Source organism: Mesorhizobium sp. B2-6-4, from assembly GCF_006441495.1.
Lineage (GTDB): Bacteria > Pseudomonadota > Alphaproteobacteria > Rhizobiales > Rhizobiaceae > Mesorhizobium.
Genome location: NZ_VFUE01000006.1, coordinates 72,583 through 93,599 on the forward strand (window position 1 = coordinate 72,583; position 21,017 = coordinate 93,599).

25 protein-coding genes are annotated in these 21,017 nt (G+C 63.1%); 12 read left to right on the plus strand and 13 right to left on the minus strand.

Features of this window, described 5'->3' with window-relative positions:
- Positions 1-10 precede the first annotated feature (10 nt).
- The 9 genes from FJ426_RS10000 to FJ426_RS10040 all read right to left on the minus strand — a co-directional run bounded on the left by FJ426_RS10000 (position 11) and on the right by FJ426_RS10040 (position 8,484).
- Positions 11-1,162: a GGDEF domain-containing protein gene (locus tag FJ426_RS10000; RefSeq protein WP_140560918.1), complete on the minus strand. Its 1,152-nt coding sequence runs from the start codon at positions 1,160-1,162 to the stop codon at positions 11-13.
- A gap of 112 nt (positions 1,163-1,274) precedes the next feature.
- Positions 1,275-1,532, minus strand: coding sequence for a hypothetical protein (locus FJ426_RS31790; protein ID WP_140515302.1), 258 nt, complete (start codon positions 1,530-1,532; stop codon positions 1,275-1,277).
- A 138-nt stretch (positions 1,533-1,670) separates the two neighbouring features.
- Positions 1,671-2,483, minus strand: a complete 813-nt coding sequence (locus tag FJ426_RS10010) for a DUF72 domain-containing protein (protein ID WP_140525358.1) — start codon at positions 2,481-2,483, stop codon at positions 1,671-1,673.
- Between the two features lie 42 nt (positions 2,484-2,525).
- Positions 2,526-2,996, minus strand: a complete 471-nt coding sequence (locus FJ426_RS10015) for a GNAT family N-acetyltransferase (RefSeq protein ID WP_140498852.1) — start codon at positions 2,994-2,996, stop codon at positions 2,526-2,528.
- A gap of 28 nt (positions 2,997-3,024) precedes the next feature.
- The gene (uvrA, locus tag FJ426_RS10020; RefSeq protein WP_140560919.1) at positions 3,025-5,946 is read right to left on the minus strand and encodes an excinuclease ABC subunit UvrA; all 2,922 of its coding nucleotides are present in this window, start codon (positions 5,944-5,946) and stop codon (positions 3,025-3,027) included.
- Between the two features lie 708 nt (positions 5,947-6,654).
- On the minus strand, positions 6,655-6,936 hold the full coding sequence (locus FJ426_RS10025; protein WP_140560963.1) for a hypothetical protein: 282 nt from the start codon (positions 6,934-6,936) through the stop codon (positions 6,655-6,657).
- A 96-nt stretch (positions 6,937-7,032) separates the two neighbouring features.
- On the minus strand, positions 7,033-7,638 hold the full coding sequence (locus tag FJ426_RS10030) for an ATP-dependent Clp protease proteolytic subunit (protein WP_140498846.1): 606 nt from the start codon (positions 7,636-7,638) through the stop codon (positions 7,033-7,035).
- 31 nt (positions 7,639-7,669) lie between these two features.
- Complete coding sequence (locus FJ426_RS10035; protein WP_140515306.1) at positions 7,670-8,173, minus strand: SRPBCC domain-containing protein; 504 nt, start codon at positions 8,171-8,173, stop codon at positions 7,670-7,672.
- Positions 8,170-8,484 carry a metalloregulator ArsR/SmtB family transcription factor gene (locus tag FJ426_RS10040; RefSeq protein ID WP_140515307.1) on the minus strand — a complete coding sequence of 105 codons (315 nt, stop codon included), beginning with the start codon at positions 8,482-8,484 and terminating at the stop codon, positions 8,170-8,172. The genes FJ426_RS10035 and FJ426_RS10040 overlap by 4 nt, the downstream gene beginning before the upstream one ends.
- A gap of 236 nt (positions 8,485-8,720) precedes the next feature.
- On the opposite strand from FJ426_RS10040, the gene FJ426_RS10045 reads away from it, so the two are divergent.
- From FJ426_RS10045 to FJ426_RS10055, 3 genes are read left to right on the plus strand one after another with little or no spacing between them, the layout of a single operon-like run.
- Positions 8,721-9,233: a single-stranded DNA-binding protein gene (locus tag FJ426_RS10045; RefSeq protein WP_140498840.1), complete on the plus strand. Its 513-nt coding sequence runs from the start codon at positions 8,721-8,723 to the stop codon at positions 9,231-9,233.
- 40 nt (positions 9,234-9,273) lie between these two features.
- Positions 9,274-9,687: a DUF2306 domain-containing protein gene (locus FJ426_RS10050; protein ID WP_140560920.1), complete on the plus strand. Its 414-nt coding sequence runs from the start codon at positions 9,274-9,276 to the stop codon at positions 9,685-9,687.
- 22 nt (positions 9,688-9,709) lie between these two features.
- The gene (locus tag FJ426_RS10055) at positions 9,710-10,135 is read left to right on the plus strand and encodes an OsmC family protein (RefSeq protein ID WP_140498836.1); all 426 of its coding nucleotides are present in this window, start codon (positions 9,710-9,712) and stop codon (positions 10,133-10,135) included.
- Between the two features lie 5 nt (positions 10,136-10,140).
- Here FJ426_RS10055 and FJ426_RS10060 read toward each other — a convergent pair whose 3' ends face one another.
- On the minus strand, positions 10,141-10,770 hold the full coding sequence (locus FJ426_RS10060; RefSeq protein ID WP_140498833.1) for a MarC family protein: 630 nt from the start codon (positions 10,768-10,770) through the stop codon (positions 10,141-10,143).
- A 175-nt stretch (positions 10,771-10,945) separates the two neighbouring features.
- A complete protein-coding gene (locus FJ426_RS10065; RefSeq protein WP_140560921.1) occupies positions 10,946-11,482 on the minus strand; it encodes a hypothetical protein in 537 nt (178 codons plus the stop codon).
- Between the two features lie 87 nt (positions 11,483-11,569).
- On the opposite strand from FJ426_RS10065, the gene FJ426_RS10070 reads away from it, so the two are divergent.
- Together FJ426_RS10070 and gyrA are read left to right on the plus strand one after the other, a co-directional pair.
- Positions 11,570-12,400 (plus strand): AraC family transcriptional regulator, encoded by an 831-nt coding sequence (locus FJ426_RS10070; RefSeq protein ID WP_140560964.1) that lies wholly within the window; start codon positions 11,570-11,572, stop codon positions 12,398-12,400.
- Positions 12,401-12,582: 182 nt separating this feature from the next.
- Positions 12,583-15,381 carry a DNA gyrase subunit A gene (gene gyrA / locus FJ426_RS10075; protein ID WP_140498829.1) on the plus strand — a complete coding sequence of 933 codons (2,799 nt, stop codon included), beginning with the start codon at positions 12,583-12,585 and terminating at the stop codon, positions 15,379-15,381.
- Positions 15,382-15,448: 67 nt separating this feature from the next.
- On the opposite strand, the gene FJ426_RS10080 is transcribed toward gyrA, so the two are convergent.
- A complete protein-coding gene (locus FJ426_RS10080; protein ID WP_140498827.1) occupies positions 15,449-15,601 on the minus strand; it encodes a hypothetical protein in 153 nt (50 codons plus the stop codon).
- 194 nt (positions 15,602-15,795) lie between these two features.
- On the opposite strand from FJ426_RS10080, the gene coaD reads away from it, so the two are divergent.
- The 7 genes from coaD to tgt all read left to right on the plus strand — a co-directional run bounded on the left by coaD (position 15,796) and on the right by tgt (position 20,373).
- Positions 15,796-16,296 carry a pantetheine-phosphate adenylyltransferase gene (gene coaD, locus FJ426_RS10085; RefSeq protein WP_140498825.1) on the plus strand — a complete coding sequence of 167 codons (501 nt, stop codon included), beginning with the start codon at positions 15,796-15,798 and terminating at the stop codon, positions 16,294-16,296.
- 110 nt (positions 16,297-16,406) lie between these two features.
- On the plus strand, positions 16,407-16,901 hold the full coding sequence (locus FJ426_RS10090) for a peptidylprolyl isomerase (protein ID WP_224518951.1): 495 nt from the start codon (positions 16,407-16,409) through the stop codon (positions 16,899-16,901).
- A gap of 27 nt (positions 16,902-16,928) precedes the next feature.
- Entirely contained in the window at positions 16,929-17,441 is a 513-nt protein-coding gene (locus tag FJ426_RS10095) for a peptidylprolyl isomerase (RefSeq protein WP_140498821.1), read from the plus strand.
- Between the two features lie 12 nt (positions 17,442-17,453).
- Entirely contained in the window at positions 17,454-17,903 is a 450-nt protein-coding gene (locus tag FJ426_RS10100) for a DMT family transporter (protein WP_140560922.1), read from the plus strand.
- Positions 17,903-18,991, plus strand: coding sequence for a tRNA preQ1(34) S-adenosylmethionine ribosyltransferase-isomerase QueA (gene queA, locus FJ426_RS10105; protein ID WP_140560923.1), 1,089 nt, complete (start codon positions 17,903-17,905; stop codon positions 18,989-18,991). The genes FJ426_RS10100 and queA overlap by 1 nt, the downstream gene beginning before the upstream one ends.
- Positions 18,981-19,250, plus strand: a complete 270-nt coding sequence (locus FJ426_RS10110) for a hypothetical protein (protein WP_140498815.1) — start codon at positions 18,981-18,983, stop codon at positions 19,248-19,250. The genes queA and FJ426_RS10110 overlap by 11 nt, the downstream gene beginning before the upstream one ends.
- Positions 19,243-20,373 (plus strand): tRNA guanosine(34) transglycosylase Tgt, encoded by a 1,131-nt coding sequence (gene tgt / locus FJ426_RS10115; RefSeq protein WP_140560924.1) that lies wholly within the window; start codon positions 19,243-19,245, stop codon positions 20,371-20,373. The genes FJ426_RS10110 and tgt overlap by 8 nt, the downstream gene beginning before the upstream one ends.
- 4 nt (positions 20,374-20,377) lie before the next feature.
- On the opposite strand, the gene FJ426_RS10120 is transcribed toward tgt, so the two are convergent.
- Positions 20,378-20,797 carry a DUF4864 domain-containing protein gene (locus tag FJ426_RS10120; RefSeq protein ID WP_140825191.1) on the minus strand — a complete coding sequence of 140 codons (420 nt, stop codon included), beginning with the start codon at positions 20,795-20,797 and terminating at the stop codon, positions 20,378-20,380.
- Between the last annotated feature and the right edge of the window lie 220 nt (positions 20,798-21,017).

Below are 21,017 nucleotides of genomic sequence, written 5' to 3' on the forward strand. Positions count from 1 at the left end.
ATGCGCTTGGTCAGCTAGCGCGCCGGAATGGAGAGGCGGTGACGCGGTTGCGGCCGCCGCGCTTGGCGGCATAGAGCGCCTTGTCGGCGGCGCTAAGCACCTTGTCGAAGCTCAGGCCCTCTTTGGTGCCGAAAGCAAAGCCGGCGCTGACGGTGCACGTCAGGGGACCGTTCTCGGTGTCGATGCGGCGCGCGGCGAACGAGGTCCGTATCGCCTCGGCCGTGTTTTCCACTGTTTCGGGCAAAGTCCGCTTTAGCACCACCGCGAACTCCTCGCCGCCCATGCGCGCGGCGACATCGGTCGGGCGAAGGTTGCCGGCAAGCTCCTTGGCGAACACTTTCAGCACCTCATCGCCCGTCGCGTGGCCGAACTCGTCATTGATGGCCTTGAAGCTATCGAGGTCGAACACGACCACGGCGGTAAAGGCGCCGACGGGAGAATCGCCAAAGAGGTCGAACAGCGCGCGGCGGTTGAGCAGGCCGGTCAGCTGATCCGTCAGCGCGTTGCGGCGGTGATGCCCCGCCAGACGCCCCTGGTTGAGGGCCAGCGACAAGGCGCCGATGCCGGTCATGCTGGCGATGACGACGATGAGGCTGAGATCCTCGGCCCAGTTCCTTGGCGCATGGCTCATGATCAGCTTGCCGTCCCATGCCAAAACCGTCGCGCAGAGCAGGAAGGACATGGCGGTCGCTGAATAGAGTGCGGCGGCGCCGATGGTAAGCGCTGGGGCCTCGGCGCGGCCCTTCCAGTATTCGGCGGCGGTTGCGAACAGGAGCAGGGCCGCGAACAGGTTCTCGAACATGAAACCGAGCCCGTCATAGCCGAGAGCCATGGGCGGCAGCGCCACCGCCAGCGAAATGCCGCTGCCGATTAAAACTCTGGGGATCGGCGAGCCGCCGCTTCTGAATTGGTAGGCGGCGCCCAGCATCATGGAGAAGCCGACCAGCAGCAAGGTGAAGGTGGCGATGCCGAGGCCGCGCCTGGGCGCGTCGATATAGGCGTCATAGGTGAAGACCTCGCCCACCACCAGCAAGGCGCTGAGCGCCCAGGTGAGCAGGAACTTGTCGGTGCGGGCGGTGAGCCATGTGCCGAACAGCGTCAGGCTCAGGCAGGCAGCGGAGAAACCGACCGCCAGCAGAAGTGAGTTGTAGTCGAGCGACATGCCCCTCGTTCCTTGCCCGCGACGACCCTGCAGCCTGACGTTGCTGGAGTCATGACGCAAGGAAGTGTCGATAAGGTTACGATCGCGGGGAAAAAGCCAAGCTTGCACGGCGTCAGAGGACTACCGCCGACAGGAGCAGAACCGCACCGACCGCCATCATCAGCAGACCCGGCCAATTCTGTGACACGCCTAGGAAACCGAGGCCGCGCCGGCGTGGCTCAAGCGTCGGGGTCTGCGTTGCGAGATTTGGCATCCGTCGATCCGAAGCTGCAGGTGCCGGATCGCTGAGCCGTCCACGCCTGAGAGCTGCGCCCGCCATATACACAACGCCGGCGACGATGAGAAACGCACCGATAAGGATGACAGCCATCCTTCCTCGCTTTTCTGCTGGTTTTCCCGCGCGGGAACCCGCCACCAAGGCAAAACGACGATGACGCCTTGAGGTTCCGACAGAGGCTGTTGACGCCGGCAATTCATGCAAATGGAAATAGCCGCAGAGGCTCGCCGCTTAGCTGGTTTCTGTCACTCGCTTCATCAGCGCCATGGCGCCGAAGGGCGCGCGCACCTTGCCCTCGGTGATGAAGTAGACGAACACGTCGCGCGGTTGCACCGGCGCGTCGGTAGCAGGGTCGGCGCGCCGCAAATCGGCCGGCTGCTTGCCTTCCGCCCAGACCTTGGCCCGCGCCGCCCATTCATCGAGGCCTTTTGGCGTGTAGCAGTCGGGATTGTCATCCGAGCCGGTCTGCAGCCGCGCATAGATGAAATCGCCGGTGATATCGGCGATATCAGGATATTTTGCGTGATCGGCATAGACGATGGCCGCCTTGTATTTGCGCGCGAGCGCCGGGAATTCCGGCACGATGAAACTGTCGTTGCGAACTTCGAGCGCGTGGCGCAACGCGATACCGTCTTGGCTTTCCGGCAACAACTTCAGAAACGCCTCGAAATCGTCGGGATCGAATTTCTTTGTCGGCGCGAACTGCCAAAGGATCGGCCCAAGCTTATCGCCGAGCGCGGCGACGCCGGAGCCAAGGAAACGCATCATCGATTCACCGGCTTCGCCCAGCACGCGGCGGTTGGTGACGAAGCGGTTGCCCTTCAGCGAGTAGACGAAACCGTCGGGGGCCTCATTGGCCCATTTGACGAAGGTCGGTTCCTTGAAGCTGGAATAGTAGGTGCCGTTGACCTCGATGCTCGGTACCTGCCGGCTGGCGTATTGCAACTGCTTGGCCTTGGGGAGTTTTTCCGGGTAGAAGGACGTGTCCCACGGCTCGAAGGTCCAGCCGCCCATGCCGGCGCGGATTGTTCCCGATTTGCTCATTGTCGTCCTCCCGTTTCAGAAATCTGGCCGCGTTCAGAAAAATCAGGCCGCCGTGACCTCGTCGACCGGCTTGGCCATGTCGACGAGCACCCATCCTGGCCGGTAGGGATTGGGCCGGCGACCCGTTTCGCGATAGCCGTAGGCCAAATAGAGCGCGATGTTGCGCTCCATTTTCGCATTGGTGTAGAGCCGCACCTCCGGCACGCCCCACAGGCGCGCCTGCTGATCCGCATGTTTCAACAATGCGATGCCGAAGCCCTTGCCCTGAAATCCTGGCGCCACCGCGACGGAGAAGATCATCGCGTGGTCTTCGTGCCGCTCCAGGACGATCAGCCCGGCCAGGTCGCCGCCACTCTCCAGCAGCCAGGCCTCGCCGCGTTCGATGCGCGGCGCATAGTCTTCGGTGACCGGGATCGGCGGCGCGCCCAACAGCGCGGTGTAGGGCGCGTAGGCATCCGTGGTCAGAGTCATGACGGCGGTGACATCCGGGGCGAGGGCTTTCCTGATCTTCATTCCGGAGATTCCCAACGCCAGCCCGCCATCACTCCGCTGCTTCGCGCTTGCCTCCGGGGCGTCGCTCCAGCAATTCCTTGAGGAATTGGCCGGTGTAGCTGCGTTTTTCGCGCACGATCGCTTCCGGCGTGCCGGAGGCGACCAGCTCGCCGCCGCCATCGCCACCCTCGGGGCCGAGGTCGAGCACCCAGTCGGCGGTCTTGATCACTTCGAGATTGTGCTCGATCACCACCACCGTGTTGCCCTGATCGACCAGTTCGTGCAGCACTTCCAGCAGCTTGGCGACATCGTGAAAGTGCAGGCCAGTGGTCGGCTCGTCCAGGATATAGAGCGTCTTGCCGGTCGCCTTGCGCGACAGCTCCTTGGCGAGTTTTATCCGCTGCGCCTCGCCGCCCGACAGCGTCGTCGCCTGCTGGCCGATATGGATGTAGCCGAGGCCGACCTGCTTCAGCGTGTCGAGCTTGTCGCGCACGCCGGGCACGGCGGCGAAAAAATCGACGCCTTCCTCGACCGTCATGTCGAGCACGTCGGCGATCGACTTGCCCTTGAACAGCACGTCGAGCGTCTCTCTGTTATAGCGCTTGCCGTGGCAGACGTCGCAGGTGACGTAGACGTCGGGCAGGAAGTGCATCTCGATCTTGATAACGCCGTCGCCCTGGCAGGCCTCGCAGCGGCCGCCCTTGACGTTGAAGGAGAAGCGGCCCGGCTGGTAGCCGCGCGCCTTGGCCTCGGGCAGGCCCGCGAACCAATCGCGGATCGGCGTGAAGGCGCCGGTATAGGTGGCGGGGTTGGAGCGCGGGGTCCGTCCGATCGGCGACTGATCGATGTCGATGACCTTGTCGAGGAACTCCAAGCCCTCGATGCGGTCGTGCTCGGCCGGATGCTCGCGCGAGCCCATGATGCGGCGCGAGGCCGCCTTGAAAAGCGTTTCGATCAGGAAGGTCGATTTGCCGCCGCCCGATACGCCGGTGACGGCGGTGAAGGTGCCGAGCGGAATTTCGGCGGTGACGTTCTTCAGATTGTTGCCGCGCGCGCCGACGACTTTCAGGCGGCGGTTCTTCTTCGCCTCGCGGCGAACCGCTGGTGTCGCCACTTCGAGCTCGCCCGAAAGGTATTTGCCGGTGATCGAATTCGGGTTGGCCATCACCTGCTGAGGCGTGCCCTGGGCAATGATTTCGCCGCCATGGATGCCGGCGGCCGGGCCGATGTCGACGACGTAGTCGGCATGCAGGATGGCGTCCTCGTCATGCTCGACCACGATGACCGTGTTGCCGATGTCGCGCAGGTGCTTCAGCGTGTCGAGCAGGCGCGCATTATCGCGCTGGTGCAGGCCGATCGACGGTTCGTCCAGCACGTAGAGCACGCCGGTGAGGCCGGAGCCGATCTGCGATGCCAGCCGGATGCGCTGGCTCTCGCCGCCCGACAGCGTGCCGGAATTGCGCGACAAAGTGAGATAATCGAGGCCGACGTCGTTGAGGAAGCGCAGCCGCTCGCGGATTTCCTTGAGCACGCGCACGGCGATCTCGTTCTGCTTGTCGTTGAGCTGCGCCGGCAGGTCGGTGAACCACTGGTCGGCCTTGCGGATCGACTGTTCGGTCACTTCGCCGATGTGCTTGCCGGCGATCTTCACCGCCAGCGCTTCCGGCTTCAGCCTGTAGCCACGACAGGCCGGGCAGGGGGTGGCCGACATGAAGCGCTCGATTTCCTCGCGCATCCAGGCGGATTCGGTCTCTTTCCAGCGCCGCTCGAGGTTGGGGATGACGCCCTCGAAGGTCTTGGTCGTTTTGTAGGAGCGCAGGCCGTCATCATACTGGAAGGTGATCTCGCGCTCGCCTGTGCCGCGCAGGATGGCTTCCTGGGCTTCCCCGGTCAAATCCTTGAACTTGTCGCCGAGCTTGAAGCCGTAAGCCTTGCCGAGAGCCTCCAGCGTCTGCACGTAGTAGGGTGAAGTCGATTTCGCCCATGGGCTGACGGCGCCGTCGCGCAGCGAGACGTTCTCGTCGGGGACGACCAGATTGGGATCGATGGCGCGCTGGCTGCCCAGCCCGTCGCAGGTCGGGCAGGCGCCGAACGGGTTGTTGAACGAGAACAGCCTGGGCTCGATCTCGGGAATGGTGAAGCCGGAGACCGGACAGGCGAATTTTTCCGAGAACAGGATGCGCTCATGCGTCTCGTTCTTCGACTTGTTGACCGAATCCTCGCCCGTCTGACTGGCATCGAGCGGCTTATCGGCGAACTCCGCCACCGCCAGCCCCTCCGCGAGCTTCAGCGCGGTCTCCATGGAATCGGCAAGGCGCGTTGCGAGGTCGCCACGCACGACGATGCGGTCCACGACCACGTCGATGTCGTGCTTGTATTTCTTGTCGAGTGGCGGCACATCAGCGATCTCATAGAAGACGCCGTCGACCTTGACGCGCTGAAATCCCTTTTTCTGCAGCTCGAGCAATTCCTTGCGGTACTCGCCTTTGCGGCCGCGCACGATCGGCGCCAGGATGAACAGGCGCGTGCCTTCCTCGACCGCCAGCACGCGATCGACCATCTGCGACACCGTCTGGCTCTCGATCGGCAGTCCGGTGGCGGGCGAATAGGGTACGCCGACACGCGCGAACAGAAGCCGCATGTAGTCGTATATCTCGGTGACGGTGCCGACCGTCGAGCGCGGGTTCTTCGAAGTGGTCTTCTGCTCGATGGAGATGGCCGGCGAAAGGCCGTCGATCTGGTCGACATCCGGCTTCTGCATCATTTCGAGGAATTGCCGCGCATAGGCCGACAGGCTCTCGACATAGCGGCGCTGGCCTTCGGCATAGATGGTGTCGAAGGCAAGCGACGATTTGCCGGAGCCCGACAGGCCCGTCATGACGATCAGGCTGTCACGCGGCAGGTTGAGATCGACATTCTTCAGATTGTGTTCGCGCGCCCCGCGAATGGAAAGATATTTATGGTCGGCCATTGCCGGTCGCCGCCTCAGATCTGGAATTTGTGGGATCGGCGGGTTTTCCCCGGCCGTCCCCTATGTAGGTATTTTTGCCGCCGCGTCGAGAGACGCCACAATTCTCGACCAAGTCGTTTAACCGTCTTTCGCACGAACGGGCAAGCGGAAAGAACAAAGACCGAACACGCTCCTGACAAAAGCGGTGGAGCAGGCGGCGTGGTTCCCATCGGGGGATATGTCGCTCGATCACATTTTTTCCGATCGGACATCGAGCGGTTGACGTCCCCGGCCGAGGGGAGCAGACTCCACACGTCAATGAAGCCGGCTGTCTTTCGATGGCCTCGTCGCCCAAAGGTGGCCTGCGAGACGCCGCGGGCTATTGCGATCAGTGCTTCTGACGACGATTGTCGCAATGGACACAGGAGTGGAGCATGACGCCACCGGACAGTCCCTTGAGGCTCCAGCAGTAACTGGAGCCGCGGCAGGCATGAATGCCAGGGAGACGCGAGCGCCTTCCGACGTGACCTTGCCGGATGCACCAAAATCAGAGACTACTGGTCGGATCGTCGGCTGAACGCCGCGAAGCATCCGAAATCGAAAGCCGGTAAAACATTCCCGGCGAAAGATTGGATTATAGATCCAGAAAAGCCCCGTCCGTTTGCTAAAAGCACGGCGGGGCTGCTCTTTTGGGGGAACGCGGAGGTAATGACGGCCCCGACATGTCAGCTACCGCGGCGGTTTGATCCCGCCGGCGCCGACATCGACCGTGATGCTGCCGGAAATCCTGACATCGGTATCGCCGATCTTGAACCGGCCGTTGCCGTTGGCGGGGAAGGCGTCATCGGGTTCGGGCTGCGGGGCCGGCTTGGCGATGCGATAATCGCCGGCCACACCGGGCAGGCTGCCTTTCTGGCTGTCGTTGGCAAAGGCGCCGCCGGCCAGCATGAGCGCACCGGCGAAAATAGTGACGGCAAGACGCCAAGGTTGGAATAAGCGGCTGTCGATCATCGGCCGGTTATAGCGCCGCCCCGCCGAGGTGGCCAGACCGGCGGTCATCAAATCGCCGGACGGCGGGGCCGTCGCAATTCATCGTGCTTGTGCCGGTCACGCCGCCTTTTTGCGGGTGTCGTAGACATGATCGACGAGACCCCATGCCTTCGCTTCCTCGGCGGTCATGAAATAGTCCCGGTCGAGCGTGCGCTCGACCTCTTCATAGGTGCGGCCGCAATGGCGCGCATAGAGCTCAGTCATCTGCCGCTTGGTGCGCAGAATGCCTTCGGCGTGACGCTGGATGTCCGATGCCTGACCCTGGAAGCCGCCCAGCGGCTGGTGCAGGACGAGGCTGGCGTTGGGCAGCGCGATGCGCCGTCCCGGCGTGCCAGCCATCAGCAGGAACGAAGCCATCGAGGCGGCAAAGCCCATGCACACCGTCGACACCGGACAGCTGACATATTGCATCGTGTCGTAGATGGCGAAGCCGCTGGTCACCACGCCGCCAGGCGAGTTGATGTAAAGCGAGATCTCCTTGTCGGGATTATCCGATTCCAGCGACAGAAGCTGGGCGCAGACCAGCGCCGACATGCCGTCGTTGATCTCGCCGTTGATAAAGACGATGCGCTCGCGCAGCAGCCGCGAGAAAATGTCGAAGGCGCGCTCGCCGCGGCTCGACTGCTCGATCACCATCGGCACCAGATTGGCAAAACCGGTCATCGTCTCTCTCCGTTTTTCATGTGTCGGCCACTCAAGCGGCGCGCTGCAGAAGGCAAAATGAATTGGCTGCGGGGCGGCGGCCGGAGGCACGCGCAGCGAATGAAAGCCGGCAGCCGGCGCCTGCCATGGTCACCATGGGCCTGGCGGCGGATGTCGCCGCACGGGCAAAGCCTTCATGGATAATATGCAGATGCGTGCCGCCCGAAACGGTGCGGGCGAGCGTGAAGGTGACGATGCTGTCGAGCGGGTTCCGTTCCTCGTCGGGCCGCGGCTGTTCCCGCCAGGAATAGCGAAGCCTTTTTCCGGGCTCGGCATCGAGGATCTCGCATTCGATCGGCGCATCCGGCCCGGCAAAGGCGAAATTGCTGCCGATCTCAGGATTGATGTCGTTGGGCATCATCCAGGCCGCAAGCAATTCGGGCACGGTCAGCGCCCGCCATACCTTTTCCGGCGGCTCGGGGAGATCGCACTCGAACTCGATCGCGTCGGGGGCGGTCCGCGCAGGGCTTTCGTCGGTCACTGGTGCGTGCGTCATTGGTCCATGTCCTTGAGAACCGTCCTCAGTTTTTCGATGCGCTCGGGCCAGAACGTCCGGTAGCGTTCGATCCAGCCAAGCAGCGGGTCGAGCCCTTGCGGATCGGCGCGGTAATAGGCGTTGCGGCCCGCCCGCCGCTCGACCACCAGGCCTGCGCCGCGCAGCACCGCCAGGTGCTGCGACACAGCCGGCTGCGATACCGTCATGCCGGTGCGCAGCTGCGACACCGTCATCTCGCTGGTGGCGAGGCGTTCATAGACGGCGCGTCGGGTGGGGTCGGCCAGCGCCCGGAAAATTTCCGCTTCGATCATGGCGAAAGCATAAGTCGATACTTATCGATTTGGCAAGCGATGTTTTACGGCCCATATGAAGGGAAGCTGGCGGCTCCGGCATTGCTGCCATTCCTTGACAATGAGCGGCGATGCATATAGGAACGAAAAGAGAACAAAAACCTTGTGGGAAAAGGCAGCCACAGCAGGCAACGGGTGTGCGCAACCTGTAAGGTGCTGCGACAAAAATTTGTTTCGGGCGAGCGCGGAGAAGTATCATGGCGGGTAGCGTCAACAAGGTCATTCTGGTCGGCAATCTCGGAGCGGACCCGGAGATCCGCCGCCTGAATTCTGGCGAGCCGGTCGTCAACATCCGCATCGCAACATCGGAAAGCTGGCGCGACAAGAATTCCGGCGAGCGCAAGGAAAAGACCGAGTGGCATAATGTCGTCATCTTCAATGAGGGCATCGCCAAGGTCGCCGAGCAGTATCTGAAGAAGGGCATGAAGGTTTATGTCGAGGGCCAGTTGCAGACACGCAAATGGCAAGACCAGACCGGTGCCGACAAATACACGACGGAAGTCGTGCTGCAGAGATTCCGCGGCGAGCTGCAGATGCTCGACGCGCGCGGCCAGGGCGAAGGCGGCCAGGTCGGCGGTTATTCCGGCGGCGGCAGCCGTGGTTCCGATTTCGGCCAGTCCGGCCCGAACGAAGGCTTCAATCGTGGCGGCGGTGCTCCCAAGGGCGGCGGCGGTTCGTCGCGCGAGCTGGACGACGAAATTCCGTTCTGAGCATCGACGCGGCGTGACGGGCATTTTAGGAGAGGGCACGATGTCGCTCGGACCGCTCCTATCGGCACGTTCTCCGATCCCATGGCATGCGTTCGCGGCCTTTGCCGCGCTGGCGATAGGCGGCGCGCAGCTGGCGCTGCCGAAAGGCACGCTGCGCCACCGCGCGATGGGCTATCTCTGGGCGGCGCTGATGCTGGCCGTCGCCATCTCGAGTTTCTGGATCCAGCAGATACGGCTCATTGGCCCTTTCAGCCCGATCCATCTCTTGTCGATCCTGGTGCTGGTCACGGTGCCGCTGGCGGTCTGGCATGCACGCAATCACCGCGTCGCCAAGCACCGCAAGGCGATGATTGCGTTGTATATCTTTGCACTGGTGGGTGCCGGTGTCTTTACGCTGGTGCCCGGCAGAATCTTGCACGACGTGGTCTTCGGCGTCGCGCAAGCCAGACCGTGATCCCGAGTGGAAGGAATATCAGTTGAAAGCACGCATCAAATGGGTCGAGGAACGCACCTTCGTCGGCGAGTCCGGCACAGGCCATAAGGTCGTACTGGGGACCGCGTTCGGCCCTGAAGGGAGAACGCCGGGGCCGAGCCCGATGGAACTGGTGCTGATCGGCACCGGCGGCTGCTCGGCCTATGATGTCGTCCATATCCTCGAAAAGGGGCGCGAGGCGATCGAGGACTGTGTGGTCGAGCTCGATTCCGACCGAGCCGAGACCGATCCCAAGGTGTTCACCCGCATTCATATGCATTTCATCGTCAAGGGCAGGGCGCTGTCGCCCGACAAGGTGAAGCGGGCGATCGATCTCTCGATCGAAAAATACTGTTCGGCTTCGGCCATGATGTCCAAGACCGCCGCCATTACCCACGATTTCGAAATTATCGACACGACGGCAAAATAAGCGGCCTATGAGGCCATCAGCGCCTTGATGCCGTCAGCCACGAACTGGACGGCAAGTGCCGCCAGGATAACGCCGAGCAGGCGGGTCAGGATCGAACGGCCGGTCTGGCCGAGGATGCGGTCTATGCGCTCCGACAGCACGAACACGAGATAGGTGATGGCGAGGCAGACGAAGATGATGCCGACCAGTGCCGCCTGGGCGCCAAAGCCCTGAAACGAGCCGGAGAGCAGCACAGTCGCCGAAATCGCGCCGGGGCCGGCGATCAGCGGGATCGCCAGCGGGAAGGCGGCGATGTTGTGGATCATGTCCTTGGTGATGGCGACGTCGCCGATCTTCTCCTTGCGGTCCTGCCGGCGCTCGAACACCATTTCGAAAGCGATGAAGAAGAGCAAAAAGCCGCCGGCGACCCGGAAGGCCGGCAGCGTGATGCCGAACACCGACAGGATCGACGCGCCGGCAACCGCGAACAGCGCCATCACAAGGAAGCCGATGACCGAAGCGCGGACCGAGACCTGCTGGCGCTCCTCGCGGTTCATGCCGCGCGTTATCGCCAGAAAGAGCGGCGCCAGCCCCGGCGGGTCGATGGTCACCAGAATGGTGACGAAGGCGTTGAACAGGCTGTCGAAACTCGGCATCTCTCACCCCTCCCGCCGGGCTGAGCCCGCATCCCGACATTGGTAGAGCAAAGCAGGGGCGGAGGAAACCGGCCGAGGGGAGACGGTTCGCGAACCCTGCGAAAGCCGGGCTGGGCCGAGGGAGACGCGAAGGAGAGCTAGGGAATGCTTGAATTTGCGTCGCGGGCTTGCTTGATCAGGTACGGTCAGAGCGCCGCGCCAGGAATTCCACTTCGAGCCGCCATGTCGCGCCATTGTCGTGCGAGCGCTCGCCGAGCCAGCGGAAGGAATTTTCCGTGATCCGTGAAAAGCTCCAACGTACGGAGGAACCGGTGCCGTCGGCGCCCACTTGGACAATCGTTTCGCCCTCGGCGCGGCCGAGTTGGCGGCTGTAGTATTGGTTTCGGGGATCGCTCCAAAAGATATGCCAGGCGTTTGCGCCGGGATCGTAGACGCGCAAGGTCGTGCCATAAAAGGTCCATTTGCCGAGAGAAGGCGAGGGGCCGGCATCGCGCGCGGGCAGGATCCAGACGTCCTGGATCGCGCGGCCTTCCAGCACCCAGCCGAAATGCACCTCGCCGCGTCCGGTCAGCACGGTGCCGTCCTCGAGATGACGGCTGGCATCGAAAGTCCAGGCGCCGACGAAGCGGCCGTAGAGATCCAAATTCTCGGCAAGGCCGGGGGCGGGCCCGTCGCAATCAAGGGCTTCGGTAAAAGTGGGCTGGTTGGTCATGGCTGGTGCCTTCATGCTGTCAGGAGACTGCAAGCGATAGGCCCGGACAGGGTTCTGCGCTTGGGAAAAATTGCTATCTTTCAGGCCATGACGACGAGCGACAGGATCATTGCCTCGGGGCCAGGCTGGCAGGTGTCGGACGTGGTGTGCACGGCGGGCGCCGGCGACCGACCGTTCGAGGAAGAGCACCGGACATTCTGCATCGCCGCGGTGACCAACGGCACCTTCCGCTACCGCGCCAGCCAGGGCACCGCGATGCTTGCGCCAGGCGCGGTGCTGCTCGGCAATCCCGGCACATGCTACGAATGCGGCCACGAGCATGGCGCCGGCGACCGCTGCCTCTCCTTCCATTTTGCTCCGGCCTATATGGAACGGATCGTGGAGGACGTACCGGGCGCCAGGACGTTGGCGTTCGAGACGCCGCGCTTGCCGCCCATGCCGGCGCTGATGCCGCTGCTGGCCGAAGCGGAGGCCGCGCGCGATGTGGGCGAAACCGCTGCTTTCGAGGAACTCGGCTTGCGCATTGCCGGGGCGGTGGTCGCCGCGAGCTCAGGGCCCACCAAGGTGGCGCGGACACCCAGCCGCCGCGACCAGAAACGGGTCGCAGAGGCGGTTCGGCGTATCGAGATCGATGCCGACCGGCCACTTTCGCTGGCCGTGCTGGCCCGGGAGACGGCGACCAGTCCGTATCATTTCCTGCGCACATTCCGGCAGGTTGCCGGCATGACGCCTTACCGGTTTCTGCTGAGGACCAGGCTGCACCGGGCGGCGGTGCGGCTTTGCGCTTCGGACGAGGCTATCTCGACCGTCGCCTTCGAGGCCGGCTTCGGGGACCTTTCGACCTTCAATCGCCGCTTCCGGCGCGAAATGGGGGAGACACCCGGTGGCTATCGCGCCCGCCGCGCGGGCCGCCGCTGACACGAGATGGCGGGCCTCTGCGTCGACGGCTCCGAAAAGATCTCGGCCATATCGTCGCAATCACCGGTATCCTTTTGAAATCGCCGCCAAAATCGACACTGGAAAAGTGCCGTCGACATTGGAGTTTCGGCCCGGCTTCCTATATATACGGCAAGTGATTCCTGTTTAGATTGTGATCCGATTTGACCGACCAAAAAACACCGCGCGGCGCCGACGGCGGCCCCACCGGCATCGAGCCGATTTCGATCATCGAGGAGATGCAGCGATCCTATCTCGATTACGCCATGAGCGTGATCGTCAGCCGCGCGCTGCCCGACGTGCGCGACGGCCTGAAGCCGGTGCATCGCCGCATTCTCTTCGCCGCGCATGAGAGCGGTTATCACTGGAACCGCAAATATGTGAAGTCGGCGCGCCCGGTCGCCGACGTGATGGGTAAATACCATCCGCATGGCGACGCCTCGATCTATGACGCCTTGGTGCGCATGGCGCAGGACTGGTCACTGCGCGTGCCGCTCATCGATGGGCAAGGCAATTTCGGCTCGATCGACGGCGATCCGCCGGCGGCCATGCGCTACACCGAGTCGCGGCTGACCAAGGTCGCGCATGAACTGCTGGAGGATATCGACAAGGATACGGTCGATTTCCAGGACACTTACGATGCTTCCGGCAGCGAGCCGAAGGTTCTGCCGGCGCGCTTTCCCAATCTGCTGGTCAATGGCTCGGGCGGCATCGCCGTCGGCATGGCCACCAACATCCCGCCGCACAATCTGGGGGAAGTCTGCAACGCCGCGATCGCGATCATCGACAATCCGGCCATCGACCTGCCGGCGCTGATGGAAATCATTCCGGGGCCGGATTTCCCGACCGGCGGCATCGTGCTCGGCCGCTCCGGCATCTACAGCGCCTATTCGACCGGCCGCGGCTCCATCGTCATGCGCGGGAAGGTCAACATCGAGGCCCGCGGCAATGACCGCGAATCGATCATCATCACCGAGGTTCCCTACCAGGTGAACAAATCGTCGATGATCGAGAAGATGGCCGAACTGGTACGCGACAAGCGCATCGAGGGCATTTCCGACATTCGCGACGAGAGCGACCGCCAGGGCTATCGGGTCGTCGTCGAGCTGAAGCGCGACGCCGTCGCCGACGTCATCCTCAACCAGCTCTATCGCTTCACGCCGCTGCAAACCTCTTTCGGCGCCAACATGGTGGCGCTGAATGGCGGCAAGCCCGAACTGCTGACGCTGACCGATATGCTGAGGGCATTCGTGTCCTTCCGCGAGGAGGTGGTCACCCGGCGCACGAAGTTCCTGCTGCGCAAGGCGCGCGACCGGGCCCACGTGCTGGTCGGCCTCGCAATCGCCGTCGCCAACATCGATGAAGTGATAAAGCTGATCCGCACCGCGCCGGACCCGCAGACGGCGCGCGAGCAGTTGATGGAGCGGCGCTGGCCGTCCGGCGACGTCGAATCTCTGATCCTCCTGATCGACGACCCGCGCCACCGCATCAACGAGGACGGCACCTACAATCTGTCCGAGGAACAGGCGCGCGCGATCCTGGAGTTGCGCCTGCAGCGCCTGACGGCTCTCGGCCGCGACGAAATCGCCGACGAGTTGAACACGATCGGCGCCGAGATCGTCGACTATCTCGATATCCTGTCGTCCCGCGCCCGCGTCCAGCAGATCGTCAAGGACGAGCTCGCGGCCGTGCGCGACGAATTCGGCACGCCGCGCCGCACCGAGCTGAGCGAGGGCGGCGCGGATATGGAAGACGAGGACCTGATCCAGCGCGAGGACATGGTCGTGACGGTGAGCCATTCCGGCTACATCAAGCGCGTGCCATTGTCGCTCTACCGGGCGCAACGCCGCGGCGGCAAGGGTCGCTCGGGCATGTCGACCAAGGAAGAGGATTTCGTCACCCGCCTGTTCGTGGCCAATACGCACACGCCGGTGCTGTTCTTCTCCTCGCGCGGCATCGTCTACAAGGAGAAGGTCTGGCGACTGCCGATCGGGAATCCGCAGTCGCGCGGCAAGGCGCTGATCAACATGCTGCCGCTGGAGCAGGGCGAGCGCATCACCACAATCATGCCGTTGCCGGAAGATGAGACGAGCTGGGGCGAGCTCGACGTGATGTTCGCCACCACGCGCGGCACGGTGCGCCGCAACAAGCTCTCTGACTTCGTCCAAGTCAACCGTAATGGCAAGATCGCCATGAAGCTGGAGGAGGAGGGCGACGAGATCCTCGGCGTCGAGACCTGCACCGACAATGACGACGTGCTTCTGACCGCCAGCTCCGGCCAGTGCATCCGCTTTTCCGTCGGCGACGTGCGCGTCTTCCAGAGCCGCAACTCGGTCGGCGTGCGCGGCATCGCCATGGCCGAAACGGACCGCGTCATTTCTATGGCCGTCATCGAGCATGTCGATGCGCCGCCGGCCGAACGCGCCGCCTATCTGAAGCGCGTCGTGGCCGAACGGCGCCTGGCCGCCGGCATCCCGGCAGGCGAGGAGGAAGAGATCGCCTTGACCAACGAAGAGGTCGGCGAGGAGGCGGAGCTGTCGGACGAGCGCTACGAGTTCCTCAAGGCGCATGAGCAGTTCGTGCTGACGGTGACGGAATACGGCTACGGCAAGCGCTCATCGTCCTATGATTTCCGTCTGACCGGACGCGGCGGCAAGGGCATTCGGGCCACCGACGTGTCGAAGACGGCCGAGATCGGCAGGCTGGTGGCAACCTTCCCGGTCGGCAATGACGACCAGATCATGCTGGTGTCCGACGGCGGTACCGTTATCCGGGTGCCGGTCAATGGCATCCGCTTCGCCAGCCGCGCCACCAAGGGCGTGACCATTTTCAACACGGCGGAAGGCGAGAAGGTGGTTTCGGTCGAGCGGATTTCCGAGCCGCAATCGGACGAGGAAGAAATCGTCGAGGTTGGTGCCGAGATCGATCCGGCGGCCGATGCCGGCCCGGATGATGCGCAATAAGTCTGGCTTGGACAGACATGGCAACGCCGGCCAATCGGCCGGCGCGTCGCAACAAATTCAGGCTAACTCAATAGTGACGGTGAGGCTTGCGGGGGCCGAACCCTTCGAAGCGTTTGGCGTTGGTCTTAATGCGGACGCGCTGGGCCTCCTGATGCAGCCCGAATACAGTGGCGATCAGCATAGCGACGGTCATTGCAGTGGCGAGCATGTAGATCAGCATGTGCGTGTTCTCCTGCGCTCTACAACGCTTACATGGGACTTTGGTTTCATCTTCTTAAAGGGGCAAGGTAGTGAACGCTGCGTGAAGCGTTCGTGATCGGCGCATTCATCTGTCGTTCATCCCTGCAAAAAGGTTCAAGGGGATAGCATCAATGAGATTTGCGTTCCGTCCGCGCGCCCGTTAGAAGCACCGGCATGACCGAGCGCATCGCCCTTTATGCCGGCTCCTTCGACCCGTTGACCAACGGCCATCTCGACGTGCTGAAGGCGTCGCTGGCCGTGGCGGACATCGTCTATGCGGCGATCGGTATCCATCCCGGCAAGAAGCCGCTGTTTTCCTTCGAGGAACGGGTCGAACTGATCGAGGCCGCGACCAAGGCCGAATTCGGCCGCGACGGCACACGCATCAAGGTGGTCGCCTTCGACGGGCTGGTCATCGATGCGGCCAGGAAACAGGGGGCCTCAATCATGATCCGCGGCCTGCGCGACGGCACCGATCTCGACTACGAGATGCAGATGGCCGGCATGAACGAAACGATGGCGCCTGAGCTGCAAACGGTTTTTCTGCCCGCCAGCCCCTCGGTCAGAACCATTACCGCCACACTTGTCCGCCAGATTGCCTCGATGGGCGGCGACATCCGCCCTTTCGTGCCGGCCGCCGTTGCCGGTGCGCTCACCGCTAAATTCGCAAAATAGGTTTCTCGGAGAAGACCATGCAGCTGAAAAAGCTCGCCTCGTTCCTCGTCGTGCTTGCCGGTCTCGTGACAGCATCGGCCTCGGCCTATGCCGCCGACCCGGAAAACACCATGATCATAACGTTGAAGGACGGCGACGTGACCATTGCGCTGCGTCCCGATCTCGCGCCCAAGCATGTCGCGCAGATCAAGAAGCTGGTGCGTGAGCATGCCTATGACAACGTCGCCTTCCACCGCGTCATCGACGGCTTCATGGCGCAGACAGGCGACGTCAAATTCGGCAACATGAACAAGGGCTTCAACGCCCAGGCTGTCGGTACCGGCGGCTCCGACCTGCCGGACCTGCCAGCGGAATTCTCGCAGACCGAGCACTACAAGCGCGGCGTGGTCGGCATGGCACGCTCGCAGGATCCGAATTCGGCAAACTCGCAGTTCTTTATCATGTTCGCGCCGGCGCCGCCGCTCGACGGCCAGTACACGATCGTGGGCAATGTCGTCAGCGGCATGGAACTGGTGGACCACATCAAGAAGGGCGACGAGGCCGACAACGGCACGGTCACCGATCCCGACCGGATGATCAAGGTGCGCATCGCCGCCGACAAATAGTTCTGTTTTTTGAAAAGGATATCAGACATGGCCGACATCAAGGATCGCGAAAACGCGCTCATCATGGAAACGACCAAGGGCAAGGTCGTCATCGAAATGCTTCCCGACCTGGCGCCCGGCCATGTCGCCCGCATCAAGGAACTGGCCCGCGAAGGCGCTTATGACGGCGTGGTCTTCCACCGCGTCATCGAGGGCTTCATGGCGCAGACCGGCGACGTCAAGTTCGGCAATTCGAGCAAGCCCTCTTTCGCGCCTTCCCGCGCTGGCATGGGCGGTTCCGACAAGCCGGATCTCAAGGCCGAATTCTCCAATGCCAACCACAGCCGCGGCACCTGCTCGATGGCGCGCTCGCAGAATCCGAACTCCGCCAATTCGCAGTTCTTCATCTGCTTCGACGATGCAGCCTTCCTCAATCGCCAGTACACGGTCTGGGGCCAGGTCATCGAAGGCATGGACAATGTCGACAAGATCAAGCGCGGCGAGCCGGTGCAGGATCCCGATAAGATCGTGTCGCTGAAGGTCGCGGCCGACGTCAAGTAAGGCGACAGGACAATGATGGGCGTCGTCTGGTCGCTTCTCGGCATCCTGTCCGGCGCCTTCATTGCCATTCAGGCGCCGATCAATTCGCAGTTGGCGCGCGGCCTGGGGCTCCCGGTCGCGGTGGCTGCGTTTTCGTTCCTGTCGGGCGCCATCGTGCTCGGCATCATTGCCGTCGCGGTGGTGAGGCTGCAAGGCATCTCGCTCGACTGGAAGGCGCCCGCGCCCTGGCTGTTCATCGCCGGCGGCATGCTGGGCGGCTTCTACGTCACACTGTCCACCATCCTGACGCCACGCATCGGCGCCGCCGCGCTGATGGCGTTCCTGGTGGCGGGCCAGTTGCTGGCGGGCATGCTGATCGACCGCGTCGGGTTCCTCGGCGTCGCGGTTCGTGAAATCTCGCTCGGCCGCGTGGCCGGCGCGGTGCTGCTTCTGGCCGGGGCGCTGCTTATCAGGCTCTTCTGATGCGTGTCGATCTGTTCGATTTCGACCTGCCGGAAGAGCGTATCGCGCTTCGCCCGGCAGAGCCGCGCGACAGCGCAAAGATGCTGGTGGTCAGGCCCGGCGAGGGGGTTTCGAACCGGGCGGTCAGCGACCTGCCTTCCCTGCTCCAGGCCGGCGACGTGCTGGTCTTCAACGACACCAAGGTTATCCCGGCGCAACTCAAAGGTATCAGGCGGCGCGGCGAGGCGGCGGCGCAGGTCGAAGCCACATTGCACATGCGGATGGCGCCGGACCGTTGGCTGGCCTTCATGCGGCCGGGCAAGCGCGTTGCCGTCGGCGACCGCATCCATTTCGGCCATGACGGCAATTCCTGCTTCCTCGGCCAGCTTGACGCCACGGTGATCGAAAAGGGCGAGGCGGGCGAGGCGCTGCTCGGCTTCGACCTGTCGGGCGCTTTCCTCGATGAGGCGCTGCATGCGGTCGGCCACATCCCACTGCCGCCCTACATCGCCTCGAAGCGGGATGACGACGAGCGCGATCGGGCCGATTATCAGACCATCTATGCCCGGGAGGAAGGTGCCGTAGCGGCGCCGACGGCCGGTCTGCATTTCACGCCGGAGCTGTTTGCCGCACTCGACGCAAAGGGGATCGAACGCCGCTTCGTCACGCTCCATGTCGGCGCCGGCACGTTCCTGCCAGTGAAGGTGGACGACACCGCCGACCACAAGATGCATGCGGAGATCGGCTCAGTCAGCGAGGCAACAGCCGACGCGTTGAATGCGGCAAAGGCGAGGGGCGGGCGCGTCATTGCCGTCGGTACGACCTCGCTGCGCCTGCTGGAAAGCGCCGCGCGAGAGGATGGCGTGCTGGCTGCATGGTCCGGCCCGACCGACATCTTTATCACGCCCGGCTACCGTTTTCGCACCGCCGACATGCTGATGACCAATTTCCATCTGCCGCGTTCGACGCTGTTCATGCTGGTTTCGGCCTTCAGCGGCCTCGATACGATGCGCGCCGCCTATGCACACGCCATTGAGCACGATTACAGATTTTACTCCTACGGAGATGCAAGCCTGCTGTATCGAGCGGAGATGAGCGATGGACGATGACCTCGACAGGCTGGACCGGAGCAGTTTGATCGCCGAAGTCAAAAAATTGCGCGCCGGCATTCGCCAGCATCGCGATGCATCGGGGCACGATCTTTGCTGGCATCATCCCGATTTGTGGGACCTGCTGCCCGAGAAGATCGATCCGGCAATCGCCGTGCCGCCCTGGCCAAAATTCATGCGCGGATGCATCCATTATCGCCAGTCGCTGGACGAACAGGCTCCGGGCGCACCGGCACACGACAAGGAATTCAATGGCTGAGACGTTCACCTTCAAGGTGCTGGCGACCGAAGGTAAGGCGCGGCGCGGTTTGATCAGCATGCCGCGCGGCGAAATCCGCACGCCGGCCTTCATGCCGGTCGGCACCGGCGGCACGGTCAAGACGATGTACATGGATCAGGTGCGCGGCGTCGGCGCCGATATCATCCTGGGCAATACCTACCATTTGATGCTGCGGCCCGGCGCCGAACGCGTGGCGAAGCTTGGCGGCCTGCACGAATTCGCCCGCTGGCCGCATCCGATCCTGACCGACAGCGGTGGCTTCCAGGTGATGTCGCTGTCAAAGCTTCGGAAATTGACCGAGAAGGGCGTCACATTTCGCTCCCATATCGATGGCGCTGCATACGAAATGTCGCCGGAACGTTCGATCGAGATCCAGGGCCTGCTCGATTCAGACATCCAGATGCAACTCGACGAATGCACGGCACTACCGGCCGCGCTCAAGGAGATCGAGCGCGCCATGGAATTGTCGCTGCGCTGGGCTGAGCGCTGCAAGACGGCGTTCGGCGACCAGCCCGGCAAGGCGATGTTCGGCATCGTGCAAGGCGGCGACAATGCGGATTTGCGCGTGCGTTCGGCGCAAGCGCTGAGCGCGATGGATCTGAAAGGCTATGCGGTTGGCGGTCTTGCCGTCGGTGAACCGCAGGCGGTCATGCTCGACATGCTCGACATCACCTGCCCGGAACTGCCTGATGACAAACCCCGCTATCTTATGGGGGTCGGCACGCCGGACGATATCTTGAAATCGGTGGCGCGCGGCATCGACATGTTCGACTGCGTGATGCCGACGCGGGCCGGCCGGCATGGGCTTGCCTATACAAGGCGCGGCAAGGTCAATCTGCGCAATGCCCGCCATGCCGACGATCCGCGACCCCTCGATGAGGAAAGCGACTGCCCGGCGGGACGCGATTATTCCCGCGCCTATCTGCACCATCTCGTGCGCTCGCAAGAGGCACTCGGTGCGATGCTTCTGACCTGGAACAATCTGTCCTATTATCAGAAGCTGATGCAGGACATACGCGCCGCGATAGAGACCGGCACTTTCGAGGCACGCGCTGCCGAAATTACCGAGGGCTGGGCGAGGGGCGATATCCCGGCGCTGTGACGGTTCAGGTGCTCAGCGAATTCGACGCGCGCAGGCTGCAGCCGGTGATTTGGAACGTGCCGTCGGGCTGTCGCTCCACCGTGTAGACAGCTTCGTAGTCCTTGCCGTCAGGGCCGACGATCAGCACCTGCTGGATGATCGAGGTCGGACCCGTCTCCTCGACCTTGCCGAACGAGTAGCTCCTTGGGTTGCGCACCGGCGCGTAGCCGTTGGTCACCATGTTCATGAAGGTGTCGACGGTCGGGAAGATCCGCTTCACGTTCGGTGCGGCGAAGCTGTAGGCCGTGACGCCGTCATCGGCCAGGAACGCTCTCAGCTGGCCGTCAATGGCCGCTTGCGCCGCCTTGATCTCGGCTTCGCCGGCAAACGCCGACAAGGGCAGGAGGAGATGAAGGAATGCGAATGCGAAAAGCGTGCGGCGCATAGCCTGTTTCCCTTGTCTTTCGAGAACTTGCCTTTCGAAAGATCCTGCCCGTGCAGGCATTCTAACATACGTTTGGTGGCGCTTCAGGGTTTCACCGGCGGCGAATATTCAGTGTTGTCGCGCGACGAAGTCCAGGCAGCCTTGGCGGAATTGCGGGAGGCGCAGCCAACGCCCGAACTGGCTAAGTACCGTTCCAGCGCTTGAAAGCCCGCCTCCAGTC

Bases quoted from the DNA above. Each gene is read 5' to 3' on its own strand.
- FJ426_RS10025 (WP_140560963.1), bottom strand. From the start codon at position 6,936: ATGATCGACAGCCGCTTATTCCAACCTTGGCGTCTTGCCGTCACTATT.
- FJ426_RS10095 (WP_140498821.1), top strand. From the start codon at position 16,929: ATGGCCGACATCAAGGATCGCGAAAACGCGCTCATCATGGAAACGACC.
- uvrA (WP_140560919.1), bottom strand. From the start codon at position 5,946: ATGGCCGACCATAAATATCTTTCCATTCGCGGGGCGCGCGAACACAAT.
- FJ426_RS31790 (WP_140515302.1), bottom strand. From the start codon at position 1,532: ATGGCTGTCATCCTTATCGGTGCGTTTCTCATCGTCGCCGGCGTTGTG.
- FJ426_RS10030 (WP_140498846.1), bottom strand. From the start codon at position 7,638: ATGACCGGTTTTGCCAATCTGGTGCCGATGGTGATCGAGCAGTCGAGC.
- FJ426_RS10000 (WP_140560918.1), bottom strand. From the start codon at position 1,162: ATGTCGCTCGACTACAACTCACTTCTGCTGGCGGTCGGTTTCTCCGCT.
- FJ426_RS10070 (WP_140560964.1), top strand. From the start codon at position 11,570: ATGACGACGAGCGACAGGATCATTGCCTCGGGGCCAGGCTGGCAGGTG.
- FJ426_RS10060 (WP_140498833.1), bottom strand. From the start codon at position 10,770: ATGCCGAGTTTCGACAGCCTGTTCAACGCCTTCGTCACCATTCTGGTG.
- FJ426_RS10065 (WP_140560921.1), bottom strand. From the start codon at position 11,482: ATGACCAACCAGCCCACTTTTACCGAAGCCCTTGATTGCGACGGGCCC.
- FJ426_RS10090 (WP_224518951.1), top strand. From the start codon at position 16,407: ATGATCATAACGTTGAAGGACGGCGACGTGACCATTGCGCTGCGTCCC.
- FJ426_RS10110 (WP_140498815.1), top strand. From the start codon at position 18,981: ATGGACGATGACCTCGACAGGCTGGACCGGAGCAGTTTGATCGCCGAA.
- FJ426_RS10015 (WP_140498852.1), bottom strand. From the start codon at position 2,996: ATGAAGATCAGGAAAGCCCTCGCCCCGGATGTCACCGCCGTCATGACT.
- FJ426_RS10080 (WP_140498827.1), bottom strand. From the start codon at position 15,601: ATGCTGATCTACATGCTCGCCACTGCAATGACCGTCGCTATGCTGATC.
- coaD (WP_140498825.1), top strand. From the start codon at position 15,796: ATGACCGAGCGCATCGCCCTTTATGCCGGCTCCTTCGACCCGTTGACC.
- tgt (WP_140560924.1), top strand. From the start codon at position 19,243: ATGGCTGAGACGTTCACCTTCAAGGTGCTGGCGACCGAAGGTAAGGCG.
- FJ426_RS10050 (WP_140560920.1), top strand. From the start codon at position 9,274: ATGTCGCTCGGACCGCTCCTATCGGCACGTTCTCCGATCCCATGGCAT.
- FJ426_RS10120 (WP_140825191.1), bottom strand. From the start codon at position 20,797: ATGCGCCGCACGCTTTTCGCATTCGCATTCCTTCATCTCCTCCTGCCC.
- FJ426_RS10045 (WP_140498840.1), top strand. From the start codon at position 8,721: ATGGCGGGTAGCGTCAACAAGGTCATTCTGGTCGGCAATCTCGGAGCG.
- FJ426_RS10100 (WP_140560922.1), top strand. From the start codon at position 17,454: ATGATGGGCGTCGTCTGGTCGCTTCTCGGCATCCTGTCCGGCGCCTTC.
- FJ426_RS10010 (WP_140525358.1), bottom strand. From the start codon at position 2,483: ATGAGCAAATCGGGAACAATCCGCGCCGGCATGGGCGGCTGGACCTTC.
- FJ426_RS10040 (WP_140515307.1), bottom strand. From the start codon at position 8,484: ATGATCGAAGCGGAAATTTTCCGGGCGCTGGCCGACCCCACCCGACGC.
- FJ426_RS10035 (WP_140515306.1), bottom strand. From the start codon at position 8,173: ATGACGCACGCACCAGTGACCGACGAAAGCCCTGCGCGGACCGCCCCC.
- queA (WP_140560923.1), top strand. From the start codon at position 17,903: ATGCGTGTCGATCTGTTCGATTTCGACCTGCCGGAAGAGCGTATCGCG.